Annotated in this window: 23 protein-coding genes; 14 read left to right on the forward strand and 9 right to left on the reverse strand. The window is 70.5% G+C overall.

Going from position 1 to position 24,416, the window contains the following annotated elements:
• Positions 1-44: 44 nt before the first annotated feature.
• The 3 genes from AC5677_RS28100 to AC5677_RS28110 are packed head-to-tail and all read left to right on the forward strand — an operon-like array spanning position 45 to position 3,934.
• Positions 45-1,124: a thiamine ABC transporter substrate-binding protein gene (locus AC5677_RS28100; RefSeq protein WP_497190692.1), complete on the forward strand. Its 1,080-nt coding sequence runs from the start codon at positions 45-47 to the stop codon at positions 1,122-1,124.
• Entirely contained in the window at positions 1,100-2,863 is a 1,764-nt protein-coding gene (locus AC5677_RS28105; RefSeq protein ID WP_497196785.1) for an ABC transporter permease, read from the forward strand. Before AC5677_RS28100 ends, AC5677_RS28105 begins: the two co-directional genes overlap by 25 nt.
• Positions 2,864-3,934: an ABC transporter ATP-binding protein gene (locus AC5677_RS28110; RefSeq protein ID WP_497190693.1), complete on the forward strand. Its 1,071-nt coding sequence runs from the start codon at positions 2,864-2,866 to the stop codon at positions 3,932-3,934.
• A 106-nt stretch (positions 3,935-4,040) separates the two neighbouring features.
• Here AC5677_RS28110 and AC5677_RS28115 read toward each other — a convergent pair whose 3' ends face one another.
• The 3 genes from AC5677_RS28115 to AC5677_RS28125 all read right to left on the reverse strand — a co-directional run bounded on the left by AC5677_RS28115 (position 4,041) and on the right by AC5677_RS28125 (position 6,823).
• Positions 4,041-5,015, reverse strand: a complete 975-nt coding sequence (locus AC5677_RS28115) for a DMT family protein (protein WP_497190694.1) — start codon at positions 5,013-5,015, stop codon at positions 4,041-4,043.
• Positions 5,016-5,235: 220 nt separating this feature from the next.
• Positions 5,236-6,405 carry an LOG family protein gene (locus AC5677_RS28120; protein ID WP_497190695.1) on the reverse strand — a complete coding sequence of 390 codons (1,170 nt, stop codon included), beginning with the start codon at positions 6,403-6,405 and terminating at the stop codon, positions 5,236-5,238.
• A gap of 10 nt (positions 6,406-6,415) precedes the next feature.
• Complete coding sequence (locus tag AC5677_RS28125; protein ID WP_497190696.1) at positions 6,416-6,823, reverse strand: MarR family winged helix-turn-helix transcriptional regulator; 408 nt, start codon at positions 6,821-6,823, stop codon at positions 6,416-6,418.
• Between the two features lie 188 nt (positions 6,824-7,011).
• Here AC5677_RS28125 and AC5677_RS28130 point away from each other — a divergent pair, with 188 nt between their 5' ends.
• Positions 7,012-7,401, forward strand: coding sequence for a RidA family protein (locus tag AC5677_RS28130; protein ID WP_497190697.1), 390 nt, complete (start codon positions 7,012-7,014; stop codon positions 7,399-7,401).
• 154 nt (positions 7,402-7,555) lie between these two features.
• Here AC5677_RS28130 and AC5677_RS28135 read toward each other — a convergent pair whose 3' ends face one another.
• From AC5677_RS28135 to AC5677_RS28150, 4 genes are all read right to left on the reverse strand, one after another.
• Positions 7,556-8,731: a hypothetical protein gene (locus AC5677_RS28135; RefSeq protein WP_497190698.1), complete on the reverse strand. Its 1,176-nt coding sequence runs from the start codon at positions 8,729-8,731 to the stop codon at positions 7,556-7,558.
• Complete coding sequence (locus tag AC5677_RS28140) at positions 8,713-9,453, reverse strand: ABC transporter ATP-binding protein (protein ID WP_497190699.1); 741 nt, start codon at positions 9,451-9,453, stop codon at positions 8,713-8,715. Before AC5677_RS28140 ends, AC5677_RS28135 begins: the two co-directional genes overlap by 19 nt.
• A 233-nt stretch (positions 9,454-9,686) precedes the next feature.
• Complete coding sequence (locus AC5677_RS28145) at positions 9,687-11,048, reverse strand: aspartate aminotransferase family protein (RefSeq protein WP_497190700.1); 1,362 nt, start codon at positions 11,046-11,048, stop codon at positions 9,687-9,689.
• Positions 11,049-11,050: 2 nt separating this feature from the next.
• Positions 11,051-11,524: an Lrp/AsnC family transcriptional regulator gene (locus tag AC5677_RS28150; protein ID WP_052860613.1), complete on the reverse strand. Its 474-nt coding sequence runs from the start codon at positions 11,522-11,524 to the stop codon at positions 11,051-11,053.
• Positions 11,525-11,701: 177 nt separating this feature from the next.
• Here AC5677_RS28150 and AC5677_RS28155 point away from each other — a divergent pair, with 177 nt between their 5' ends.
• The 4 genes from AC5677_RS28155 (at position 11,702) to AC5677_RS28170 (ending at position 15,874) form a co-directional block, all read left to right on the forward strand.
• The gene (locus tag AC5677_RS28155) at positions 11,702-13,156 is read left to right on the forward strand and encodes a gamma-aminobutyraldehyde dehydrogenase (RefSeq protein WP_497190701.1); all 1,455 of its coding nucleotides are present in this window, start codon (positions 11,702-11,704) and stop codon (positions 13,154-13,156) included.
• A gap of 157 nt (positions 13,157-13,313) precedes the next feature.
• Positions 13,314-14,495, forward strand: coding sequence for an ABC transporter substrate-binding protein (locus AC5677_RS28160; protein WP_497190702.1), 1,182 nt, complete (start codon positions 13,314-13,316; stop codon positions 14,493-14,495).
• Positions 14,496-14,616: 121 nt separating this feature from the next.
• Positions 14,617-15,264 (forward strand): HXXEE domain-containing protein, encoded by a 648-nt coding sequence (locus AC5677_RS28165; protein ID WP_497190703.1) that lies wholly within the window; start codon positions 14,617-14,619, stop codon positions 15,262-15,264.
• A gap of 139 nt (positions 15,265-15,403) precedes the next feature.
• The gene (locus tag AC5677_RS28170; protein ID WP_497190704.1) at positions 15,404-15,874 is read left to right on the forward strand and encodes a hypothetical protein; all 471 of its coding nucleotides are present in this window, start codon (positions 15,404-15,406) and stop codon (positions 15,872-15,874) included.
• A gap of 124 nt (positions 15,875-15,998) precedes the next feature.
• Here the strand turns inward: AC5677_RS28170 and AC5677_RS28175 are convergent, their stop codons facing one another.
• Complete coding sequence (locus AC5677_RS28175; protein ID WP_497190705.1) at positions 15,999-17,030, reverse strand: adenosine deaminase; 1,032 nt, start codon at positions 17,028-17,030, stop codon at positions 15,999-16,001.
• A 124-nt stretch (positions 17,031-17,154) separates the two neighbouring features.
• Here AC5677_RS28175 and AC5677_RS28180 point away from each other — a divergent pair, with 124 nt between their 5' ends.
• Positions 17,155-17,610: a DUF4190 domain-containing protein gene (locus tag AC5677_RS28180; protein WP_497190706.1), complete on the forward strand. Its 456-nt coding sequence runs from the start codon at positions 17,155-17,157 to the stop codon at positions 17,608-17,610.
• A gap of 34 nt (positions 17,611-17,644) precedes the next feature.
• Here the strand turns inward: AC5677_RS28180 and ybiA are convergent, their stop codons facing one another.
• The gene (gene ybiA, locus AC5677_RS28185; protein WP_497190707.1) at positions 17,645-18,280 is read right to left on the reverse strand and encodes a riboflavin biosynthesis intermediates N-glycosidase; all 636 of its coding nucleotides are present in this window, start codon (positions 18,278-18,280) and stop codon (positions 17,645-17,647) included.
• A gap of 202 nt (positions 18,281-18,482) precedes the next feature.
• On the opposite strand from ybiA, the gene AC5677_RS28190 reads away from it, so the two are divergent.
• From AC5677_RS28190 to AC5677_RS28210, 5 genes are all read left to right on the forward strand, one after another.
• Complete coding sequence (locus AC5677_RS28190) at positions 18,483-20,000, forward strand: gamma-aminobutyraldehyde dehydrogenase (protein WP_497190708.1); 1,518 nt, start codon at positions 18,483-18,485, stop codon at positions 19,998-20,000.
• A 104-nt stretch (positions 20,001-20,104) separates the two neighbouring features.
• Positions 20,105-21,352, forward strand: coding sequence for a polyamine ABC transporter substrate-binding protein (locus AC5677_RS28195; protein WP_497190709.1), 1,248 nt, complete (start codon positions 20,105-20,107; stop codon positions 21,350-21,352).
• Positions 21,353-21,431: 79 nt separating this feature from the next.
• Positions 21,432-22,604, forward strand: a complete 1,173-nt coding sequence (locus AC5677_RS28200) for an ABC transporter ATP-binding protein (RefSeq protein ID WP_497190710.1) — start codon at positions 21,432-21,434, stop codon at positions 22,602-22,604.
• Positions 22,601-23,536, forward strand: coding sequence for an ABC transporter permease (locus AC5677_RS28205; protein ID WP_497190711.1), 936 nt, complete (start codon positions 22,601-22,603; stop codon positions 23,534-23,536). Before AC5677_RS28200 ends, AC5677_RS28205 begins: the two co-directional genes overlap by 4 nt.
• Positions 23,536-24,411 (forward strand): ABC transporter permease, encoded by an 876-nt coding sequence (locus tag AC5677_RS28210; protein WP_497190712.1) that lies wholly within the window; start codon positions 23,536-23,538, stop codon positions 24,409-24,411. Before AC5677_RS28205 ends, AC5677_RS28210 begins: the two co-directional genes overlap by 1 nt.
• The last annotated feature ends 5 nt before the right edge of the window (positions 24,412-24,416 follow it).

The raw sequence follows: 24,416 nt of genomic DNA on the forward strand, positions 1-24,416 counted from the left end.
CCGGGCGGGGCCGCGTCTCTTCCTGGCCAGCCAGGAGGAAATCAGTGAGCACCACCAGCAGGATCACCGCGACGGCGCTCGCCGCCGCGGTCGGCATGACCGCACTCACCGCATGCGGCGGCTCGGGCGGCGGCGCAAGCGCGGACGCCAAGACCGTCACGCTGGTCAGCCATGACTCGTTCGCCGCTTCCAAGTCGGTGCTGGCCGCCTTCGAGAAGGAGAGCGGCTACAAGATCAAGCTGCTCCCGGGCGGGGATGCGGGCAAGGCCGTCAACCAGGCGATCCTCTCGAAGGACAACCCGCAGGGCGATGTGTTCTTCGGCGTCGACAACACCCTGCTCTCCCGCGGCCTGAAGGAAGACATCTTCAGCCCGTACAAGGCCAAGGGCCTGGACGGCGTGCCCGGCTACCTGCAGCTCGACAAGGGCCGGCACCGCGTCACACCGCTCGACTACGGCGACATCTGCGTCAATTACGACCGCGCCTACTTCGCCGAGCACAAGATCGCGCCGCCAAAGACCTTCGACGATCTGATCAAGCCCCAATACAAGGGGCTGCTCGTCACGGAGAACTCCGCGACCTCCTCACCGGGACTCGCCTTCCAGCTCGGCACCATCGCGAAGTACGGCGCGGCCGGCTGGCAGGGCTACTGGAAGAAGCTCAAGGCCAACGGTGTCGAGGTCGTCGACGGCTGGGAACAGGCCTACAACAACCGGTTCTCGGGCTCCGCGGCGGCCAAGGGCAAGGGCGACAAGCCGCTGGTGGTCTCCTACGCCTCCAGCCCGCCCGCCGAGGTCCTGGGCAAGAAGCCGGAGCCTCGGCAGGCACCGACCGGTATCGCGACCGGCACCTGCTTCCGGCAGATCGAATTCGGCGGTCTGCTCAAGGGCGCGAAGAACGAGAAGGGCGGTAAGGCGCTGCTGGACTTCCTGCTGAGCAAGAAGTTCCAGGAGGACGTGCCGCTGCGGATGTTCGTCAACCCGGCCCTGAAGGAGGCCAAGGTGCCGGCGCTGTTCACCAAGTACGGCACGAAGATCGACAAGCCGGCGACCCTGGCCCCGGAGACGATCACCAAGAACCGCGAACAGTGGATCAAGCAGTGGTCCTCGCTCGTTCTGAAGTAGCCCGCCTCCGGCGCAGGAGGCCCGCGGGGGGAACGGCGGTGCGGCTCGGCCTGATGGCCGTGCCGCTCGCCTTCTTCGCGCTGTTCTTCGCGTATCCGGTGGTGGCGATCGTCGGGCGCGGGCTGAAGGACGGCGGGCGCTGGCAGCTCGGCCGGATCGGCGCGGTGCTCGGCGATCCCGATGTGCTCCATGTGCTGTGGTTCACCGTCTGGCAGGCGGCGGCCTCCACCGCGCTGACGCTGCTGATCGCCCTGCCCGGCGCCTACGTCTTCGCGCGCTTCGACTTCCCCGGCAAACGGCTGCTGCGGGCCGTCGTGATGGTGCCGTTCGTGCTGCCGACCGTCGTCGTCGGCTCGGCCTTCCTGGCGCTGCTCGGGCGCGGCGGACTGCTCGACGACCTGTGGGGCGTCCGCCTCGACACATCGGTGTGGGCGATCCTGCTGGCGCACGTCTTCTTCAACTACGCCGTGGTCGTACGGACCGTCGGCGGCCTGTGGGCGCAGCTCGATCCGCGGCAGGAGGAGGCGGCGCGGGTGCTGGGTGCCGGACGGTTCGCGGCCTGGCGGAGGGTGACGCTGCCCGCGCTCGGCCCGGCCGTTGCCGCCGCGGCGCTGATGGTCTTCCTGTTCACCTTCACCTCCTTCGGCATCGTGCAGATCCTGGGCGGGCCCACTTTCTCGACCCTCGAGGTCGAGATCTACCGGCAGACCGCGGACTTCCTCGACCTGCCGACGGCCGCCGTCCTGACGCTGCTCCAATTCGCCGCGGCACTGGGACTGCTGGTCCTGCACGCCTGGACGGTGCGCCGACGGGAATCCGCCCTGCGGCTGGTGGACGCCTCGACGACCGCCCGCCGGCCCCGCGGCGGCGGCCAGTGGACGCTGCTGTGGGGGACGCTCGCCGTCATCGCCGTCCTGCTCGTCGTGCCTCTCCTGGTGCTGGTGGAGCGGTCCTTCGACGGTCCGGACGGCTACGGAGGGACCTTCTACGCCTCGCTGGGCTCCGCCGCGTCCGCCGACAGCACCTTTGTCGTCGCGCCCCTCGACGCCCTGTGGAACTCCCTTGCCTACGGAGCCGCGGCGACGGCGATCGCGCTGGTGGTGGGAGGGCTGGCCGCAGCCGCCCTCACCCTTCCCCGGTCCCGGCTTCGGCCGAACGGGAAGTACTCCCGGGCCGGCCGGCTGGTGCGCGGTTTCGACGCCCTCCTGATGCTGCCGCTCGGGGTGTCGGCGGTCACCGTCGGCTTCGGATTTCTGATCACGCTCGACAAGCCGCCGCTGGACCTGCGCGCCTCCTGGTGGCTGGTCCCCCTGGCTCAGGCACTGGTGGGCGTGCCGTTCGTGGTCCGGACGATGCTGCCCGTCCTGCGGGCGGTGGACGGGCGGCTCCGGGAAGCGGCGGCCGTGCTGGGTGCCTCGCCGTGGCGGGTGTGGCGCGAGGTGGATCTGCCGATGGTGTGGCGGGCGCTGCTGATCGCGGCCGGCTTCGCCTTCGCCGTGTCCCTCGGGGAATTCGGCGCGACGGTCTTCATCGCGCGGCCGGACAACCCGACCCTGCCGGTGGCCGTGGCACGGCTGCTGGGGCGCGCCGGGGAAACCAACTACGGGCAGGCGATGGCCCTGTCGACCATCTTGATGGCGGTGTGCGCCGGGGCCCTGCTGGCGCTGGAGCGCATCCGCCCGCGGCCCCGAGCGGGCTCGGCAGCGGGTACCCCCATCGACCAGTCCGGGGAGTTCTAGATGACGGCACAAGGTGGGACCACGGCGCCGCAGTTGCTGCGGCTGGGCGGGGTGACCGTCCGCTTCGGCGCGCCCGGCGCACGCCCCGCGCTCGACGCGGTGGACCTGGACGTCGCAGCGCAGGAAATCGTGTGTGTGCTGGGGCCGAGCGGCAGCGGCAAATCCACGCTGCTGCGGGTGGTGGCCGGACTGCAACAGGCCGATGCGGGGCAGGTGTTGCTGGAGGGACGGGACCAGACGGGGGTGCCGACGCACCGGCGCGGCGTCGGGCTGATGTTCCAGGACCATCAGCTCTTCCCGCAGCGTGATGTCGCGGGAAATGTCGCCTTCGGGCTGCGGATGCGGGGTGCCTCGCGCGGTGACCAGGAGCGTACGGTCGCCGAACTGCTGGACCTGGTCGGGCTGCCGGGCGCACAGCGGCGCGCCATTGCCTCGCTGTCCGGCGGTGAGCAGCAGCGGGTCGCCCTGGCCCGCGCGCTCGCCCCGCGGCCGCGGCTGCTGATGCTGGACGAGCCGCTCGGCCAGCTCGACCGCGGACTGCGCGAACGCCTGGTCGTCGAACTGCGGCGGCTCTTCGGCGAGTTGGGGACGACCGTGCTCGCCGTCACGCACGATCAGGGCGAGGCCTTCGCGCTGGCCGACCGGGTCGTGGTGATGCAGGACGGACGGATCGCCCAGACCGGCACCCCGCTGGAGGTCTGGCAGCGGCCCGCCAGTGAGTTCGTCGCCCGCTTCCTCGGCTTCGACAACGTGGTCGAGGCGACGGTGCAGGGCGAGGCCGCCGTCACCTCATGGGGCAAGGTGCCGGTCCCGGACGGCACCGCGGACGGGCCGTGCCGCCTGCTCGTACGGCCCGCCGGTGTGCGGCTGACCTCCGCCCAGGAGGGCCTGCCCTGCACGGTCGAGGCCCGGACGTTCCGTGGAACCCATGTTGCGCTGCTGCTCCGGCCGGCCGCCGGGCCGCAGGTGGAAGCGGCCTGCGCGCTGGGGGACGCGCCGGAGACCGGGGAGCGGGTGGGCATCGCGTTTGCCGCGCGGGATGTCGTGGTCCTGGACGGCGCGGCGGGATGACCACGTAGGGCAGCCACGTGGGGCAGCCACGCGCGACGCCCCTGAGGGACGACCACGTGGGCTGTCGTGGCCATGCGCCCGTTGGCAGCGTACGGCCCGGTGAGTCTCAGGAGCGCACGCGATCGTCGGCGGTCAGGGAGTGTGGGGGCCGATCGGCGGGGCCCTCTCCGGGCGGCGACTGGGTGTCGCCGCCTGGCACGGGCGCCGCTTCCGGTTCCGGCTCCCCGAACCAGGCGACCGCGACGGCCCCGGCCACGGCCACCACGAAACCGAGCACCGCGACCCAGGCGAAGCCCGGCCGGGAGGAGTCCCCGAGCCACAGCACCCCGAGGATGCCCGGCACCACGGTCTCGCCCACGACGAGGGCCGCGGTGGCTCCGTTCACCGAGCCGATCTGCAGGGCGACGGTGTGCAGATACATCCCGCCGAGGCCCGCGACGAGGATCGCGTACAGCGCGGGGTCGGTGAGCAGGGACGAAAGGCTGAAGGGGCCGACCCCGTTCAGCACGCGGACGCCGATGCCGAGCGCGCCGAAGCCCAGGCCGGAGAGCAGTCCGGCGAGGATCGCGGCCCGTGCGCCCAGCAGGCGCACTATCAGCGTGCCGCCGCCGATGACCGCGATGGACGAGGCCAGCAGCCACCAGTGGCCGGCTATCGGTGTGTCGCCGCCGCCTTCCGGCCCGGCGGCCGTGGCGAGCAGCACCAGCGCCGAACAGACCACGGCGATGGAGGCCCACTCCGGGCGGGTCAGCCGGATGCCGAGGAGCTTGATGCTCAGCACGGCCGTGATCACGAGGTTGGCGCTGATCACCGTCTGGGAAAGGAACAGCGGTAGCAGCCGGGCGGCCAGCGCGCCCAGCCCGAACCCTATGAAGTCCAGTACCGTGCCGACCATGAATTCCCAGGTCACGGCCGCCTTCGCGGTGGAGGAGAGGCTGGGGCCGCCGTGCTGGGTGACTCCGGTGGTGGAGGCGGCAGCCGCCTCCCGGCGGGCGGACTTGCGCGAGCCCACCGCCTGCAGGACCGAACCCGTGCCGTAGCAGGCCGACGCCGCCACGGCCGTCAGAAGGCCGATGATCACCAAGAGCTCCGTTCGCGCACTGCCTGCATTACCCGTTCATTACCTGGTCTGGCAGACGCGCATTTCGGGACGACAGTTGCCTCCGGCCGGGCATCAGATCTCGGGAGCGATCGCCGGACCGGGGCGACGGGGCCCCGATCCGGCTTCCGGAGGCAGCGAACGGCCCGGTGAGCAAGGCGTCCAGGCCAGGGTCAGGGCCAGGGGCAGGCCAGGGCCAGGGTCAGGAAGGCGTCCCGGCCGCGAGGCGGGCCAGCGCGTCGGGAACCTCGTCCACCGAGTCGACCAGCGCGATCCGGGCCGCCATGGCACGGCCCGTCGCGAGAGCCTGGAGCAGCGGCCAGGTGGGCAGCTTCTCGGTCCAGTGCTCGCGGTTCACCAGCACCATCGGCGTCGGCTCGCCCCGCGACCCGTAGTAGTTCGGGGTCGCGTTGTCGAAGATTTCCTGCACCGTCCCGGCGGCGCCCGGAAGGTACACCACGCCGGCGTTGGAGCGTGCCAGCAGCCCGTCCTCGCGCACCGCGTTGACGAAGTACTTCGCGATGTCGGACGCGAAGGCGTTGGGCGGCTCATGCCCGTAGAACCAGGTGGGGATACCGACGGAGGAATTCCCGCCGGGCCAGCTCCGGCGGACGTCGAAGGCGGCTCGCGCCCAGTCCGTGACGGAGGGGGTGAAGTGCGGGGCCTTGGCCAGGATTTCCAGCGCCGAGTCGAGCATGTCGTCCTCGAAGGGCGCGGCGTACGCGCCGAGGTTCGCGGCCTCCATCGCGCCGGGGCCGCCGCCGGTCGCGACGGTCAGGCCGTCGCGGGTGAGCCGGCGGCCGAGCCGGGCGGCGCCCGCATAGGCAGCGGACCCGCGCTCCATGGCGTGGCCGCCCATGATGCCCACGACCCGTGCGCCCGCGAGATGTTCGTCCAGGGCGTCGGAGACGGCGTCGTCGTGGATGCTGCGCAGCATCGAGGCGAAGACATCGCCGTCGGTCTTCGTCGCCTGGTACCAGCGGTAGGTACGGGCGTCGGGCGTGGCGTCGTATCCGGCGTCGGTGAGGCCCTCGAAGAGCTCGTCCGGTCCGTACAGACTGCCGCGGTACGGATCGAACGGCAGGCCGGGTATGGGCGGGAAGACCAAGGCGCCGACGGCCCGCACCTTGGCGGCGGCGTCGGGCTCCATGGCGCAGCCGAGGAACACGGACTCGGTGGTGTCTGTACTGAGCAGGGCGAACGTACGGTCCGTCAGATCGACCGACTGGATCCGGAGTCCGGCGAGGGAGCCGGCGGTGACGGCCCGGTCGAACTCCTCGAGGGACTCGATCTCGAGGTCGCCGGTGGGGTCGCTGCCATGGGAGTTGTCGTGGGCGCGGCGGGCGGCTGGGGGCTCTGAATTCGGCTGCACGCCCGCCATGTTAGGTCCGCAGGATGTCCACCAGCGGCCCGAGGTGCCCGTCCTCGGCCGCCGCGTCGAGCGCGTCGCGCAGGGCACTGTCGTACGTCGGACGGGCCTTCTTCTGGACGTCGCGCCCCTCGTCGGTGATCACGCTGTAGACGCCGCGCCGGTCCTTGGGGCACAGGTCCCGGCGGGTGAGGCCGGACGACTCGAGCCGGGAGGCGAGCCGGCTCACGGAACTCTGGTTGAGGCCGATGAGGTCGGCGAGCTCCTGCATGCGCAGTTCGCCGTCGTCCGCCTCGGCGAGCCGGGCCAGCGCGCGGTACTCCGAGAGTCCGATCCTGTGGTGTTGCTGGAGGGCCTTGGCCAGCTCCTGCTCCACGCGTGTGTGCAGTGCGCCGAACCGGTCCCAGTGCTCCGCGTCCATCGTCTCCCGCAATCCTCCGCCGGTTTCGCCTGTTTCCGCTGGGCTCTTGACATCAGCGTACATGCATCCGAAACTTATGTATGCACATGCAGATACTGTATGTGCATGGAGATGGTCATGGAATCGCAAGGGTCAAGGAACGGCGGGGGAGTGTGATGTCGATGAACGGCGCGGCAGGGGCTCATGGTGTGCGGGAGATCGAGCGGGTGGCCACCACACCGGACTGGTACGAGCCGTACAGGATCTCGCAGGCGATCAGGGCGGGCGGGCTGATCCATGTGTCGGGGCAGGCGGGAATCGACGAGCGCGGGCGGACCGTCTCGGACGACTTCCTCACGCAGGGACGGCAGGCGTTCGCGAATGTGGGACGGGTCCTCGCCGCGGCAGGTGCCTCATTCGCCGACGTGGTGAAGGTGGGCATCTTCGTCACGGACATGGCGGCCGATCTCGAGCACGTCATCACCTTGCGGGGCGAGTTCCTGTCCGAGCCCTATCCGGCCGACACGCTGCTGGAAGTGTCGTCACTGGCCCAGCCGGACTGGCGCATAGAGGTGGAGGTCACCGCGCTGGCCCGCTGAGCGGCGGTGTGCCCGTTCCGGGCCGTTCCGGGCCGATCCGGGCTGCTGCCTCGCCTCCCGGCCGGGGGCGGCGGGCGTGGCGGCGGGTGCGGCGTGGCGGGGGCGCCACGCCGCACGCCGCGCGAGACGCCGCTCCCGCGCCGCACCCGCCCCCTCACCGCATCAGCGGAAGCGCGGCCATTTCCGCGACGGCCCAGGTCAGCGGGCCCATCACAAGGATGAGAGCGGCGGCCCGCAGCGCCACGGCGCGACGCAGGGCGGCGGCGGGCGCGCCCAGGCGGCGCAGGGCGGCGGTGGTGGCGGCGCGGGCCGAGCGGGACTCCAGCGCGGCGGCGAGCGCGCTGGCGGTGACGCAGGCCAGGACGACGGCCGCCCCGATGGCGGTGAGCGGCCCGAAAGGACGGGAGGGGGAGGCCTCGTACACCTTTACCGCGGCCCAGGTTCCGGAGGCGACCGCGCAGAGCACGCCGAGCGGGCGTCCCAGGCGCTGTGACTGCTCCTGGAGCACACGGCCGGCGAGCAACCGCAGCGCGCCGGGGCGGCCCCCGCACAGGAGACGGCCGCACAGGTGCACCAGGCCGGGTCCGGCCAGGACGAGACCGAGGGTGGACAGCGCCCAGCCGCCCAGTACGCCGGGAGGGCTGCCGACCAGCCGGCCGGGGAACGGCAGCTGCCCGGTGGAGGCGGCGGCGCCGCGGCCGGCGTAGGCCTCGATGGCCAGGCCCGCCGCCGTGAGGGCCATGCCCCAGGGGAGCCCGGCGGGGTTGGCCGCCTTGGTGGGGGCCTCCGTCTCGGGGGAGATGTCCGCGCTGCGGGGGCGCAAGGACACCGCGCTCGCGGCGGCGGCGGTCAGCGGGACGGCCGACAACAGCATCAGCGCGCCGACCAGCGGCAGCGGGTGCCCGGTGCCCAGCAGGTCGGAATCGATGCCGAGGGAGTCGACGGCGGCGGGTGAGCCGCCGAGGTCGCCGCGCAGGCGGAGGAAGACGAACAGCGAGAGGAGGACGCCGAGGAGACAGAACAGAGCGGTGGACGCCGCGGCGAGCAGGGCCAGCCGCAGGGGGCCGAGGCCGGCGGCGGCCATGCCCCGGTCCAGGCGGGCGGCGGGGTCGGTGCGAGCCACCGACGCCGCGAGCTGGGCGGTGGCTGCCAGGGGGGCCGCACACCACAGCAGGCGGACCAGCGAATCGTCGGCCGTGGCCGGATGGCCGGTGGCGTAGCCGACGGTGGAGAGCAGGAGGAAGCCGGTGCAGGACGCTGCCGCTGCGACGAAGAGGCGGCGCAGCAGAACGAGGGGGTGAGAGCCGCGGGCTAGACGGAGAGCGAGCACGCTGCCCTGCTTTCCGCGTCGGAGGAACCGTCGGCGGCGGGCGAGCCGCCCGTCCGGCGGCCGTCGAGGAGGGCGATGGTCCGGTCGGCGAGGGCGGCGACATCGGGGGCGTGGGTCGCCAGGACCACGGTGATCTGGTGCGAGCGGGCCGCGGTGGTGAGGGTGCGCAGGACCTGCGTGCCGTCGCTGCTGTGCAGCGGGGCGGTCGGCTCGTCGGCGAACAGCACCTGGGGTTCGGCGGCGAGGGCACGGGCGATGGCGATGCGCTGGCGCTGCGACTGGTCGAGCCGGGCGGGGCGGCGGCGGGCGCACATGCCGACGTCGAGGCGGTCGAGCCACTCCATGGCGGCGTGCTTGGCGGCGCGGTGGCCGGTGCCGCGCAGCAGGAGCGGGAGGGCGGCGTTCTCCCAGGCGGTCAGTTCGGGCACGAGATGGGGTTCGGTGTCGATCCAGCCGAACCGGTCCAGGCGCAGCCGTTCGCGGCTGGGGGAGGAGAGGGTGTGGACGGGTGAGCTGTTGAACCAGATTTCGCCCTCCGCCGGGGCGAGCTGGCCGGAGAGGCACTTGAGGAGGGTGGTCTTGCCGCTGCCGCGCGGGCCCGTGACGGCGAGGATCTCTCCCTCGCGGACGCCGAGGGAGACGCCGGTGAGGGCCGGGGTGCTGCCGTGCATGTGGTGCAGGCCGCGGGCCCAGAGCACATCGTTGTCAGGCGGGGCCACCATCTGCGCACCTCTTGCTTGTTCGCGTCCGTTCGTTCCCCCAACCGGGTGAACGACCATGGAGGGTATCGGTCACTGGCACGGTAAGTACTGCTGACCCCCGGTATTCGGCGCTCGGCACGGACAACGGCTCAGATTCACCCGTATAGCTGAAAATGAGTGAATCTGAGCCGTTGAATATTCAGTTGTGATCTACCGCATCAGGGGGTGAAGCGATGATCGGGGTGAAGCGATGATCAGAGCTTGGTCCACGCCTCGGTGAGGACACCGCGCAGGATCTGCTCGATCTCGTCGAAGACCGACTGGTCGGCGATCAGCGGCGGGGCGAGCTGGATGACCGGGTCGCCACGGTCGTCGGCGCGGCAGTAGAGGCCGGCGTCGTACAGCGCCTTGGAGAGGAAGCCGTACAGGACGCGCTCGGTCTCCTCGTCGCTGAAGGACTCCTTGGTGACCTTGTCCTTGACGAGCTCGATGCCGTAGAAGAAGCCGTTGCCGCGGACGTCGCCGACGATCGGCAGGTCGTGCAGCTTCTCCAGGGTGCTCTTGAAGGCGCCTTCGTTGTCGAGGACGTGCTTGTTGAGGCCCTCGCGCTCGAAGATGTCGAGGTTGGCGACACCGACGGCCGCGGAGACCGGGTGGCCACCGAAGGTGTAGCCGTGCAGGAAGGTGTTGTCGCCCTTGTAGAACGGCTCGGCCAGGCGGTCGGAGACGATGCAGGCGCCGATCGGGGAGTAGCCCGAGGTCATGCCCTTGGCGCAGGTGATCATGTCCGGGATGTAGCCGAACTTGTCACAGGCGAACGTCGTGCCCAGGCGGCCGAAGGCGCAGATGGTCTCGTCGGAGACGAGCAGCACGTCGTACTGGTCACAGATCTCGCGGACCCGCTGGAAGTAGCCGGGCGGCGGCGGGAAGCAGCCACCGGCGTTCTGGACGGGCTCGAGGAAGACCGCGGCGACGGTCTCGGGGCCCTCGAAGATGATCTGCTGCTCGATCTGGTCGGCGGCCCAGCGGCCGAAGGCCTCGGGGTCGTCGCCGTGGATCGGGGCGCGGTAGATGTTGGTGTTCGGGACCTTGTGTGCGCCGGGGACCAGCGGCTCGAAGGGGGCCTTCAGGCCGGGCAGACCGGTGATCGACAGGGCGCCCTGCGGGGTGCCGTGGTAGGCCACCGCGCGGGATATCACCTTGTGCTTCATCGGCTTGCCGGTGAGCTTGAAGTACTGCTTGGCCAGCTTCCAGGCGGTCTCGACGGCCTCGCCGCCACCCGTGGTGAAGAAGACCTTGTTCAGGTCGCCGGGCGCCTCGTTGGCCAGGCGCTCGGCGAGCTCCACAGCCTTGGGGTGGGCGTAGGACCACACGGGGAAGAACGCGAGCTCCTGCGCCTGCTTGTAGGCGGTCTCGGCGAGCTCGACCCGGCCGTGGCCGGCGTTGACCACAAAGAGGCCGGCGAGGCCGTCGATGTAGCGCTTGCCCTTGTCGTCGTAGATGTTGGTGCCCTCACCGCGCACGATGGTCGGCACGGGGGCATTCTCGTACGACGACATGCGGGTGAAGTGCATCCACAGGTGGTCGTATGCCGTCTTGGAGAGGTCGCGGCTCATTGCTATCTCGTTCCCCAGGTGTAGGTCTGCTTCCGGAGCTTGAGGTACACGAAGCTCTCGGTGGTCCGGACGCCGGGAAGCGTGCGGATCCGCTTGTTGATCATTTCCAGCAGGTGGTCGTCGTCCTCGCAGACGATCTCGATGAGGAGATCGAAGGAGCCTGCAGTCATGACGACGTACTCGACTTCTTCCATGGTCGTCAGGGCGTCGGCCACGGGATCGAGGTCACCCTCGACGTTGATGCCGACCATTGCCTGTCGACGGAAACCGACCGTGAGGGGGTCGGTGACCGCGACGATCTGCATCACGCCTTGGTCGAGCAGTTTCTGTACGCGCTGGCGTACGGCCGCCTCGGACAGGCCGACGGCCTTGCCGATCGCGGCGTACGGACGGCGCCCGTCCTCCTGGAGCTGCTCGATGATCGCCAGGGAGACGGAGTCGATCGACGGAGTGCCGTTTCTGTCACGAGTGGCCACGCCCCTCACTGTGCACCAGCCTCGTCAGTCATGCAACCCCAAATCGATGAAATCAGTTGTGTCGCGATCCAAATTACACTGATTCCGTTGTTGAGGAGTGGCGGGTGTGTTGAAAACGTCGCTCACATGGCTAGGGTGGACCCAAACCACCGGACATACGACTGAAGGGGGCGCACAGTGACCACCGCACTGCGTCGTCTGCGCAACTACATCGACGGGGAGTTCCGGGACGCCGCCGACGGCCGGACCACTGAGGTGATCAACCCGGCGACGGGTGAGGCCTACGCCACCGCCCCTCTCTCGGCCGCCGCGGACGTCGACACGGCCATGGCCGCGGCCGAGGCCGCATTCCCCGCCTGGCGTGACCTGATCCCGGCCGAGCGCCAGAAGGTACTGCTCAAGATCGCCGACCGTTTCGAGGAGCGGGCGGAGGAGCTGATCGCCGCCGAGTCCGAGAACTGCGGCAAGCCGGTCGCCCTCGTACGCTCCGAGGAAATCCCGCCGATGGTGGACCAGATCCGCTTCTTCGCGGGTGCCGCCCGGATGCTCGAGGGCCGCTCGGCCGGCGAGTACATGGACGGCTTCACCTCCATCATCCGCCGCGAGCCGGTCGGCGTCTGCGCGCAGGTCGCGCCGTGGAACTACCCGATGATGATGGCCGTTTGGAAGTTCGCCCCGGCGCTGGCCGCGGGCAACACCGTCGTCATCAAGCCGTCCGACACCACGCCCGCCTCGACGGTGCTGATCGCCGACATCATCGGCAGCGTGCTGGACGAACTGGGCCACTCCCGCGGCGTGTTCAACGTCATCTGCGGCGACCGGGAGACCGGCCGCCTGATGGTCGAGCACAGGGTCCCGGCGATGGCCTCCATCACCGGCTCCGTGCGGGCCGGCATGCAGGTCGCCGAGTCCGCCTCCAAGGACCTCAAGCGGGTCCACCTGGAGCTGGGCGGCAAGGCGCCGGTCGTCGTCTTCGAGGACACCGACATCGCCAAGGCCGTCGAGGACATCTCCGTCGCCGGCTACTTCAACGCCGGCCAGGACTGTACGGCCGCGACCCGCGTGCTCGTCCAGGAGTCCATCCACGACGAGTTCGTCGCGGCGCTGGCCAAGGCCGCCTCGGAGACCAAGACCGGCGCGGTCGACGACGAGGACGTCCTCTACGGCCCGCTGAACAACGCCAACCAGCTCAAGCAGGTCGCGGGCTTCATCGAGCGGCTGCCCGCGCACGCCAAGATCGAGGCGGGCGGCGAGCAGGTCGGCGACAAGGGCTACTTCTTCGCCCCGACCGTCGTCTCCGGCCTCAAGCAGGACGACGAGATCGTCCAGCAGGAGGTCTTCGGCCCGGTCATCACCGTCCAGTCCTTCACCGACGAGAAGCAGGCGGTGGAGTGGGCCAACGACGTCGAGTACGCGCTGGCGTCCTCGGTGTGGACCAAGGACCACGCCCGCGCCATGCGGATGTCCAAGAGCCTCGACTTCGGCTGTGTGTGGATCAACACCCACATCCCGCTGGTCGCCGAGATGCCGCACGGCGGATTCAAGAAGTCCGGTTACGGCAAGGACCTTTCGGCCTACGGCTTCGACGACTACACCCGCATCAAGCACGTCATGACCTCGCTGGACGGCTGAGCCGACCGGCGGATGTGCCGGCCGGCCTGACCGCCGGCCAGGGGGACCCCCACCGTCGAGCGGCACGGAACGCTCGACACACCGTCGCGGGCGGAGGCCCGGCAACAGACGCTCTGTCTCTTGCCGCCTCCGCCCGCGGCACGTGAGAGTGCTCGCCATGGCTGATCTTTCGCGGCGTGCGCTGCTCCGAGGAATGGGCGGAATCGGTGTGACGGGGGCCCTGGCCGCCATGACCGGGTGCGGGGTGCCGCCCGCGTACGTCGACGCGGCGGACCGTACGAGCCCCGACCGCTCCGCACAGGACCGCAAGGTCGTCTTCGCGAACTGGCCGCTGTACATCGACGTCGATGACCACGACAAACAGCGCCGGCCCACCCTGGACGCGTTCCGGCGTCGCACCGGGATCTCCGTCACCTACAACGAGGAGATCAACGACAACGACGAGTTCTTCGGGAAGATCAGCCCCGCGCTGATGAACCACCAGAGCACCGGCCGCGACCTGATCGTCATCAGCGACTGGATGTGCGCCCGGTTCGTCCGGCTGGGATGGGTCCAGGAGATGGACCGGGCCGCCCAGCCGCATGTCGCCAAGAACCTCGATCCGCTGCTGCGCACCCCGCACTTCGATCCCGGCCGCAAGCACTCCGTGCCCTGGCAGTCCGGCATCACGGGCATCGCCTACAACCGCAAGAAGCTCGGCCGGGAGATCAAGCACACCTCCGACCTGTGGAAGCCCGATCTGCGCGGCCGGGTCACCCTGCTCTCCGGGCTCGACGAGGCGTTCGCCATGCTCATGCAGGGCAACGGGGTCGACATCACCCGCTGGAAGGCCGACGACTTCCACCGCATGATCGACCAGATACACGGCCTCGTCCGCAAGGGCCACATCCGGCGCTTCACCGGCAACGACTACATCAAGGACCTCGACTCCGGAGATGTGCTCGCCGCGCAGGCCTACTCCGGCGATGTGATCCAGCTCCAGGCGGACAACCCGGACATCGAATTCGTCGTCCCGCAGGAGGGCGCCGAGCTCTGGGCGGAGAGCCTGATGATCCCCAACCTCGCGGACCACAAGCGCAACGCCGAGCGGCTGATCGACTACTACTACCGGCCGGAGGTCGCCGCCGACCTCGCCGCCTGGGTCAACTACGTCTGCCCCGTCCCGGCCGCCCGCGACGTCCTCGCCTCCTCCAAGGACAAGGAACGCGCCGCGCTCGCCGAGGACCCGCTGATCTTCCCCGACGACGCGATGCGCAAGCGGCTGGCCATCGCCCGCGACATCACCTCCAAGGAGCGGACCGAATTCGCCAAGGCGTGGAACGCGATAGTGGGGCTGTGAGGCGGGAGCGGCGGGGCGGCCGGGAGCGGTGGCGGCAAGGCGGGCGCGAGGCGGGCGCCGCGGTGTGATCATGGTCAATTCCCGTGATCATCGGTCAACTGCCGTGCCAGACTTGCCGTTCATGACGCCTTTTACGAAGCACCCGGCGCGTGTCCCCTCCGCGTCGGTGGCTCCCGCCGGCTCCGCCGCTTCGCCGACGCCCTCCGCACCGGCGGCGCACGGGATATCGCCGGCCGTCACGCTCGGTCTGTTCGCCGCCTGGGCGCTGCACGATGCGGAGGAAGCGGTGTTCGGGCCGCGCTGGATCCGGGAGAACGTGCCGGTGCTGCGCAAGAGGTTTCCGCAACTGCCGGAGTCCGTATGGCAGTTCATGGAGACCTTTGACGAGCGGGAGTTCCGGACCGCGGTGGGCGTGATGGCGGTCATCGTGGCCGCCGCGGCGGTGGACGGGCGGCGTACGGGCGGCCGGTCCGCGTTCTTCCAGGGCGCGCTGGACGGCTTCGGGCTGCACGGCCTGATGCACCTCGCCCAGGCGGCGGCCGTCCGCGGCTACACCCCCGGCTCCGCCACCTCGCCCGTCCTCGTCATCCCCTTCACGCTCTGGGCGCGCGGACGTCTACGGCGCGCCGGGCTGCTCAGGCCGGCGTCCGTACGGGGCACGGCGCGTGGGGTGGCCGTGGCGGGGGCGGCCACGGTGGTCTCCCATGTGGTGGCGCGCAAGGTGATCGGCCGCGGGCGGCGGGCCGGCCTGCGGAACGCGCGGGGCTGAGGACGGCGGGGGTGCAAGCCGTGCACAGCGGTACGGCCCCGGTCCGGGGCCGTCGTCCCCGCCGAGGGCCGTGCCCCAGGTCAGGGGCCCTGCGCAGGCGATCGTATGCTCCGCACATGAGTCGCATGGCGGGTGATGGATGAGGGCCACGGTCAGCCGCTGGGAGGCGGGGATCTGTCGGTCGCGGGTGCTTCACGAGCCGGACGGTGCACGGCTGGAGGCCGCGCTGGCCGAACTCGACGGCGAGGTCTGCACGGAACTCTCGGTCGAGCGGTGGGAGGAGGGCGGCGGCGCCCTGACGATCAGCGGCGGTCCCGGGGTCTTCCTGGTGACCGGGGAATGCGAGGACGGCGCCCTGATCCAGCTGTGCCGCGCGCGGCCGGACGGCGGCGGGCCGGGGCGGCCGGTGCGCCCGAAAGAGCGGGGCGCGCGGTGCCTGGACGGTGAGCTGAACGGCCCCTCGGAGGAGCCGTTGTGGCTGGTGTGCGGCGGCCAGGGCGCGTACTTCCCGGCGAGGGAGGTGGTCGACGGCGCGGCCGCGCGGTGGGCCGTGCGGGAGTTCCTCGCGGGCTTTCCGGCCGGTCTCGGGGCGCCCTGGCGGGTGGAGTGACGCCCCGGCCGCCGGACCGGACCGGACGGGGTGGCGGCCGCCGGTGACGGCCGGCCGCCGGAAACCCGTCCCGCGGTCCGTCGCTGTCCCTACGTGTCGCGACCCGCGCCCACCGCCCCGCGGATCAAGCCGCCCCGCCGCCCCATGACGTGGTGTACGCGTCGATCTCCGCCGTCAGCCGGGCCTTGGCGGCGGTGTCCATGAAGGAGGCCGTGACGGCGTTCTTGGCGAGGCCCGCGAGACCGGTGGTGTCCAGGCCCAACAGGCGGGCGGCGACGCCGTATTCGGTGTTGAGGTCCGTGCCGAACATCGGCGGGTCGTCGCTGTTGATGGTGACCAGGACGCCCGCGTCGACCATCTCCTTGAGCGGGTGCTCGTCCAGCGTGCGTACCGCGCGGGTGGCGATGTTGGAGGTCGGGCAGACCTCCAACGGGATGCGGTGCTCGGCGAGATGGGCCAGCAGCGCGGGGTCCTGGGTGGCGCTGGTGCCGTGGCCGATGCGCTCGGCGCGGAGGTCGTTGAGCGCGTCCCAGATCGTGCCGGGGCCCGTGGTCTCGCCGGCGTGCGGGACGGAGTGCAGGCCCGCCGCGAGGGCGCGGTCGAAGTACGGCTTGAACTGCGGGCGGGGGACGCCGATCTCGGGGCCGCCGAGCCCGAAGGAGACCAGGCCCTCGGGCTGCAGATCGCAGGCGATCCGGGCGGTCTCCTCCGCGGCCTCCAGGCCCGCCTCACCCGGGATGTCGAAGCACCAGCGCAGCACCACGCCCAGCTCGGACTCCGCCGACTTGCGGGCGTCCTCGATCGCCTCGACGAAGGCGGCGTCGGGGATGCCGCGGCTGGTCGAGCTGAAGGGGGTGACGGTCAGCTCCGCGTAACGGATCTGCTGCCGCGCCATGTCCCGGGCGACCTCGTAGGTCAGCAGCCGGACGTCATCGGCGTCGCGGATCAGGTCCACCACGGAGAGGTAGACCTGGATGAAGTGTGCGAAGTCGCGGAAGGTGAAGTAGTCGGCGAGCGCCTCGGGGTCGGTGGGGACGGCGGAGTCCGGGTGCCGGGCGGCCAGTTCGGAGACGATCCGCGGCGAGGCCGATCCGACGTGGTGGACGTGCAGCTCCGCCTTGGGCAGGCCCGCGATGAATGCGTCGAGATCGGACAACGGAATCTCCTGGTCGTATAGGGGGAAGGGCGGGTGCGGAAACCCTGGTCATCGTAGGTGCGCACGGTCCGGCGGCCCGGTGCAGGTCCTAACATGGCGGAGAAGCGACGGGTGGGAGAGCGCGATGGGGCAGGGGCGGCGGCCGCGCGATCGTCATGCCGGGCAGGCCCCGTACGCCGTCCCCGGGCCCCCGCCCGCACCCAATTCCGCCAATCGTCCCCACTACCTCACCCACCCCGCCTACAGCGGCCCCCCGGGCCACCGGGGATACCCCGGCCACCCGGCACATCCGGCCCCCCGCGCCCCCCTCGCGCACCCCCTCTGGCTCCCCGCCCGGCCCGGGAACGGGTTCGGCACCGCGGCCCTCGTCGTCGGCGTCGTGGGCGCACTGCTCGGCGTCGGCATCGTCCCCGGAATCCTCCTCGGCGTCATGGCGATCGTCCTCGGCGGCGTCGGCCGGGCCAGAGCGGGCCGGGGCGAGGCGACCAATGGCGGGACGGCCGTGGCCGGGATCGCCCTGGGAGGTCTGGCGCTGCTGATCAGCGGCTTGATGATCACCCTGGTCGCGGCCGGCCGCTGAACCGGACGAGCCGCTCTCCCCGGCGCGCACCGACCTAGCCGGTCTCGCCCCCGCTCCGCCCCGCCCCCTCGGCCAGCCGCTGACGCACCTCCATCAGCGCGAACCCCAGCAGATTCAGCCCCCGCCACCGCGCCGGGTCCCCGGCGCGCTCGTCGTCGGCGGCCAGTCCGATGCCCCAGATCCGGTCCATCGGGCTCGCCTCGACCAGCACCCGGGAGTGCGTGCCGAGCAGAAACTCCCGCAGCGCCGCGTCCTGGCCGAATTTCCGCAGATTGCCCTCGACCACCAGGTCGAAGCGGTGCCGCTGCCAGACGGCGTCGTCGAAGCCGCGGACCGTGCGGCCGGCGTCCTTGGCCTGCTTGGGGTGGCCCGCGGATATCGCCCGCCGCTCCGCCTCCGGATCGTCGAACAGGCGGGCCTTGCCGGCCATCATCCAGTGCTCCGCGGTGGCGTAGGTGACGCCGTCGACGGTGAAGGGGGAGGGCCACCACTGGCTGAAACAGCCGGCGCCGATCCGGCCGTCGCGCTGGGGGCGGTGGCCCCAGAAATGGACGTATTTGACGCGTTTCCCGGCGGCGGTCACCGCGCGGAGCTCCTCGACCGAGCGCGGGCCGTCCGCCTCGCGACGTGCCGTGGACTGTGTGTCGGTTCCCGTGTTGTCGTGCACCATGCCGGGATTCTGTCAGCGGGCACTGACAACGTGTCGGGGGTTCGGCGCGGTAAAACGCAGAATTCGTCGCGTAACCAAAATTCAACAACGGAATCACTTGTTGCAGGTCTTTTCCTCTGTCAAGATCGGCCATCGATTCCGGAAATAGCTACGCCTGGCCGTGCCGCTGAGCGGCCCCGGAGACCGGGCGGAGGAGAGCACCATGGATCACCGTTTCGATGTCACCGAGCGATTCGCCGAGGGCGCGCAATTCATCGCGGGGGGTCTCCGCAGCGGCACATCGGGCCGCACTCAGGCGGTGGTCGACCCGGCGACCGGCGAAGCGGTGTACTCCTACGAACTCGCAGGTACGGCCGATGTGGACGCCGCCGTCGAGGCCGCGCGGCAGGCCTTCCCGGAGTGGGGCGGCGCCACCCCGGGCGAGCGTTCCGACGCACTGCACCGCTTCGCCGCCGCGCTCGCCGAGGACGCCGGTGATCTCGCCTTCGCCGAATCGCTGAACTGTGGAAAGCCGATCAAGCTCAGCAATGAGTTCGATGTGCCGGGTTCGATCGACAATGCCGCGTTCTTCGCGGGCGCCGCCCGGCATCTGGAGGGCAAGGCGGCCGGTGAATACAGCGCCGACCACACCTCCGTGATCCGCCGGGAACCCATCGGGGTCGTCGGCTCGATCGCGCCCTGGAACTATCCGCTGCAGATGGCCGCCTGGAAGATCCTCCCGGCCGTCGCCGCGGGCAACACCATCGTCCTCAAGCCCGCCGAGATCACGCCGCTCACCTCTCTGCTGTTCGCGCAGGCCGCGCAGCGGGCGGGGCTGCCCGACGGCGTGATCAACATCGTCTCCGGCGCGGGCCGGGACGCCGGTGAGCACCTGGTGGGGCACCCGGACGTCGCGATGACCTCCTTCACCGGCTCGACCGGCGTCGGCAAGCGCGTCGCCGAGATCGCCACCGGCACGGTCAAGCGCCTCCACCTCGAACTGGGTGGCAAGGCCCCGTTCGTGGTCTTCGACGACGCGGACCTGGAGGCCGCCGTCCACGGCGCGGTCGCCGGCGCACTGATCAACACCGGCCAGGACTGCACCGCGGCCACCCGCGCCTACGTCCAGCGCCCGCTCTACGACGCCTTCGTCAGCGGCGTCGCCGACCTGATGGCGACCGTACGGCTCGGCGACCCCTTCGACCCGTCCACCGACCTGGGCCCGCTGATCTCGCATGCCCAGCGCGACCGGGTGGCCGGTTTCGTCGACCGGGCCCGCGGCTACGCCACCGTCGTCACCGGTGGCGAGGCCCCCCAGGGCGAGCTGGCCAAGGGCGCCTACTACCGGCCCACGCTGATCGCCGGCGCCGCCCAGGACAGCGAGATCGTCCAGTCCGAGATCTTCGGCCCGGTGCTGGTCGTGCTGCCCTTCGACAGCGACGACGAGGGCATCGCGCTGGCCAACGACACCCCCTACGGACTGGCCGCCTCCGCCTGGAGCCGGGACGTCTACCGCACCGGCCGCGCCACCCGCGAGATCAACGCCGGCTGCGTCTGGGTCAACGACCACATCCCGATCATCAGCGAGATGCCGCACGGCGGCGCCAAGGCGTCCGGCTTCGGCAAGGACATGTCGGCCTACTCCTTCGAGGAGTACACGCAGGTCAAGCACGTCATGTACGACAACACCGCGGTCGCCAGGAAGGACTGGCACCGCACGGTCTTCGGGGACCGCGCCTAGTCCCCGTCCCCCGGGTGCCCCGCCCCGTGGCGGGGCACCCACCCCTCCGCGGCACCGTCACCACCGGCCGAGCGCCGGGCACAACCCCTGAAAGGGCACCGCGCATGGAGCACCACGAGCAGCCCGAACCCCTCTCCGCGGCCGAACTGGCCGCCATGCGCCGTAGTGCGAGCAACGGCCGGCTCGCCATGACCCGCCGCTCCCTGCTGCGCGCGAGCGGTGTCATGGCGGCCATGGCGGGCGGCATGGGGGCCCTGTCCGCCTGCGGCATCCCGCCCGCCGGCCGTACGGACGCCGGCCGCTCCGACGACCACTCCGCGGCGGAGAAGCGCATCAACTTCTCCAACTGGACCGAGTACATGGACCTCAGCGACGACGGCAAGCACCACCCGACGCTGGAGGCCTTCACCAAGCGCACCGGCATCGCCGTCAAGTACACCGAGGACATCAACGACAACGACGAGTTCTTCGGCAAGGTCCAGGCGCAGCTGGCGAACGGCCAGGACACCGGCCGCGATCTGATCGTGCTCACCGACTGGATGTGCGCGCGGATGATCTCCCTGGGCTGGATACAGGCCCTGGACCCGGCCAATCTGCCGCACGCCTACGCCAATCTCTCGGCGCAGTACCGCGACCCGGCCTGGGACCCGGGACGCGCGCACTCGTACGTCTGGCAGGGCATACCGGCGGTCATCGCGTACAACAAGAAGGCCACCGGCGGCAAGAAGGTCGACTCCGTCAGCCAGCTGCTGGACGACCCCGCCCTCAAGGGACGCGTCGGGTTCCTCTCCGAGATGCGCGACAGCATCGGCCTGACCCTGCTGGACATGGGCAAACGGCCCGAGGACGTCACCGGCGACGACTTCGACGCGGCGATCGCCCGCCTCCAGAAGGGCGTCGACAGCAAGCAGATCCGCCGCTTCACCGGCAACGACTACACCAACGACCTGGACAAGGGCGACCTCGCCGCCTGCGTCGCCTGGGCCGGTGACATCGTCCAGCTGCAGAGCGACAACCCCGACATCGCCTACGCGGTGCCCAAGTCCGGCTACATGACGTCCACCGACAACCTGATGGTGCCCAACAAGGCCCGCCACAAGAAGAACGCCGAACGGCTCATCGACTACTTCTACGAGCCCAAGGTGGCCGCCCGGCTCGCGGCGTACATCAACTACGCCTGCCCCGTCGACGGTGTACGCGACGAACTCGCCAAGATCGACAAGAAGGCGGCCGACAACCCGCTGATCCTGCCCGACAAGGAGATGGCCGCCCGGTCCCACTCCTTCCGGGCCCTCAGCGCCAAGGAGAACAAGGAGTACAGCCAGAAGTTCTCCGAACTCACCGGCGCCTGACCCCGATCGCTGCCTGCGCGCCCCCACCCCGCCAGGCCCGTACGAGCCGCTTCGACCTCCGACACACGGGACGACCCACATGACCCACACCGAGACCCCCCAGACCAGCGGCGGTGACGTCCGCCTCACCGGGATCAGCAAAACCTACGGCTCCTTCACCGCCGTCCACCCGCTCGACCTCACCGTCCCCGCGGGCTCCTTCTTCGCGCTGCTGGGCGCCTCGGGCTGCGGCAAGACCACCACCCTGCGCATGATCGCCGGGCTGGAGGAGCCCACCACCGGGACCGTCGAGCTCTCCGGCCAGGACGTCACCGCCCTGCCGCCCTACAAGCGGCAGGTCAACACCGTCTTCCAGAACTACGCGCTCTTCCCGCACCTGGACATCTACGAGAACGTCGCCTTCGGGCTGCGCCGGCGCGGCATCAAGTCCGTCAAGAAGCAGGTCGAGGAGATGCTCGACCTCGTCCAGCTCGGCCCGATGGCGCGCCGCAAGCCGCAGCAGCTCTCCGGCGGCCAGCAGCAGCGCGTCGCGGTCGCCCGCGCGCTGATCAACCACCCCCAGGTGCTGCTCCTCGACGAGCCGCTGGGCGCCCTCGACCTCAAGCTGCGCCGCCAGATGCAGCTGGAGCTCAAGCGCATCCAGACCGAGGTCGGCATCACCTTCGTCCACGTCACCCACGACCAGGAGGAGGCCATGACGATGGCCGACACCGTGGCCGTGATGAACGGCGGCCGGGTCGAACAGCTCGGCGCCCCCGCCGACCTCTACGAGAACCCGGCCACCACCTTCGTCGCCAACTTCCTGGGCACCTCCAACCTCATCGAGGCCGAGGTCGTCGAGGCCGCCGACGGTCAGCACGGCGAGCTGAAGCTCAAGGCCGCCGACAACAAGCTGCGGCTGCCCGCCGCCCGGTGCAGCGCCACCGCCCGCAGCGGCGAGAAGGTGCTGGCCGGCGTGCGGCCCGAGAAGATGGCCCTGGCGCACGCCGACGACGCCGCGGCCGTGCCCGACGGACACAACCGCCTGCCCGGCCGCATCAAGGACGCCAGCTTCATCGGCGTCTCCACCCAGTACGTCCTCGAGACGCCCGGGCTGGGCGAACTCGCCGTCTACGAGCAGAACATCCAGCGCGACGGCCGGCTCATACCGGGCGCCGAGGTCGTCGTGCACTGGGATCCGGCGCACACCTTCGGTCTGGACGCCACCCAGGACATCGCCGCCGGAGCGGACCTCGACGAGGAGGCCGCATGAGTACCACCGAGGCCCCCGCACCCCCCAAGGAGACGGCCACCGAGCCGCTCGCGCTCCGCAAGACGCCCACCCGCAAGCGGCTGATCCCCTACTGGCTGCTGCTGCCGGGCATCCTGTGGCTGATCGTCTTCTTCGCCGCGCCGCTCGTCTACCAGGCGTCGACGTCCATCCAGACCGGCTCCCTCGAAGAGGGCTTCAAGGTCACCTGGCACTTCGCGACCTACTGGGACGCGCTCGGCGAATACTGGCCGCAGTTCGTGCGCTCGGTGGCCTACGCCGCCATCGCCACCGTCCTGTGCCTGCTCCTGGGCTATCCGCTCGCCTACCTGATCGCCTTCAAGGCCGGACGCTGGCGCAACCTCGTGATGATCCTGGTCATCGCGCCGTTCTTCACCAGCTTCCTGATCCGCACGCTGGCCTGGAAGACGATCCTGGCGGACGGCGGCCCGGTCGTCGGCGCCCTCAACTCGCTGCACATCCTGGACCTCACCAGCGCCCTGGGCATCACCGAAGGGCACCGGGTGCTGGCCACCCCGCTCGCGGTGGTCTGCGGACTGACCTACAACTTCCTGCCGTTCATGGTCCTGCCGCTGTACACCTCGCTGGAGCGCATCGACCCCCGCCTCCACGAAGCGGCCGGCGACCTGTACGCCCGCCCGTCCACCACCTTCCGCCGGGTGACCTTCCCGCTGTCCATGCCGGGCGTCGTCGCGGGCACCCTGCTCACCTTCATCCCGGCCGCCGGCGACTACATCAACGCCGAACTGCTGGGCTCCACCGACCAGAAGATGATCGGCAACGTCATCCAGTCGCAGTTCCTGCGGGTCCTGGACTACCCGACCGCCGCCGCTCTCTCCTTCATCCTCATGGCGGCCATCCTCGCCATGGTCACCATCTACATCCGCAAGTCGGGGACGGAGGACCTGGTCTGATGTCCGTACGCGACACCACGGCCGCGGGCGACACCACGGCCGCACGCGCCACCACCGCGCCGCGCACCCCCAACAAGGGCCTGCTCTGGCTGCGCCGCAACATCATCACGATCGCGGGCCTGGGCACGCTGGGCTATCTGATCCTGCCCAACCTCGTCGTGATGGTCTTCTCCTTCAACAAGCCCAACGGCCGCTTCAACTACCAGTGGCAGCGCTTCTCCACGGACGCCTGGAGCGATCCCTGCGGCGTCGCCGACCTGTGCGGCTCGCTCGGGCTGAGCCTGCAGATCGCGGTCTGGGCCACCGTCGGCGCGACCGTCCTCGGCACGATGATCTCCTTCGCGCTGGCGCGCTACCGCTTCCGGGCCCGCGCCTCCGTCAACACCCTGATCTTCCTGCCGATGGCCATGCCCGAGGTCGTCATGGCCGCCTCGCTGGCCACGCTGTTCCTCAACATGGGCATCCCGTTCGGCTTCTGGACGATCCTGATCGCCCACATCATGTTCTGCCTGAGCTTCGTCGTCACCGCCGTCAAGGCCCGCGTGATGAGCATGGACCCGCGCCTGGAACAGGCCGCCCAGGACCTCTACGCCTCACCGGTGCAGACCTTCCTGCGCGTCACCCTGCCGATCGCCGCCCCCGGCATCGCAGCCGGCGCCCTGCTCTCCTTCGCGCTGTCCTTCGACGACTTCATCATCACGAACTTCAACGCCGGCTCCACCGTGACCTTTCCCATGTTCGTCTGGGGATCGGCGCAGCGGGGCACACCCGTTCAGATCAATGTCATCGGTACGGCGATGTTCCTGGTCGCCGTCCTGTGCGTAGTCGTCGGCCAGCTGGCCGGGAACCGCCGTAAGAGGAGCAAGAGGAGCTGAGAACC

The sequence above is a fragment of the Streptomyces sp. JLSY215 genome (assembly GCF_059682825.1).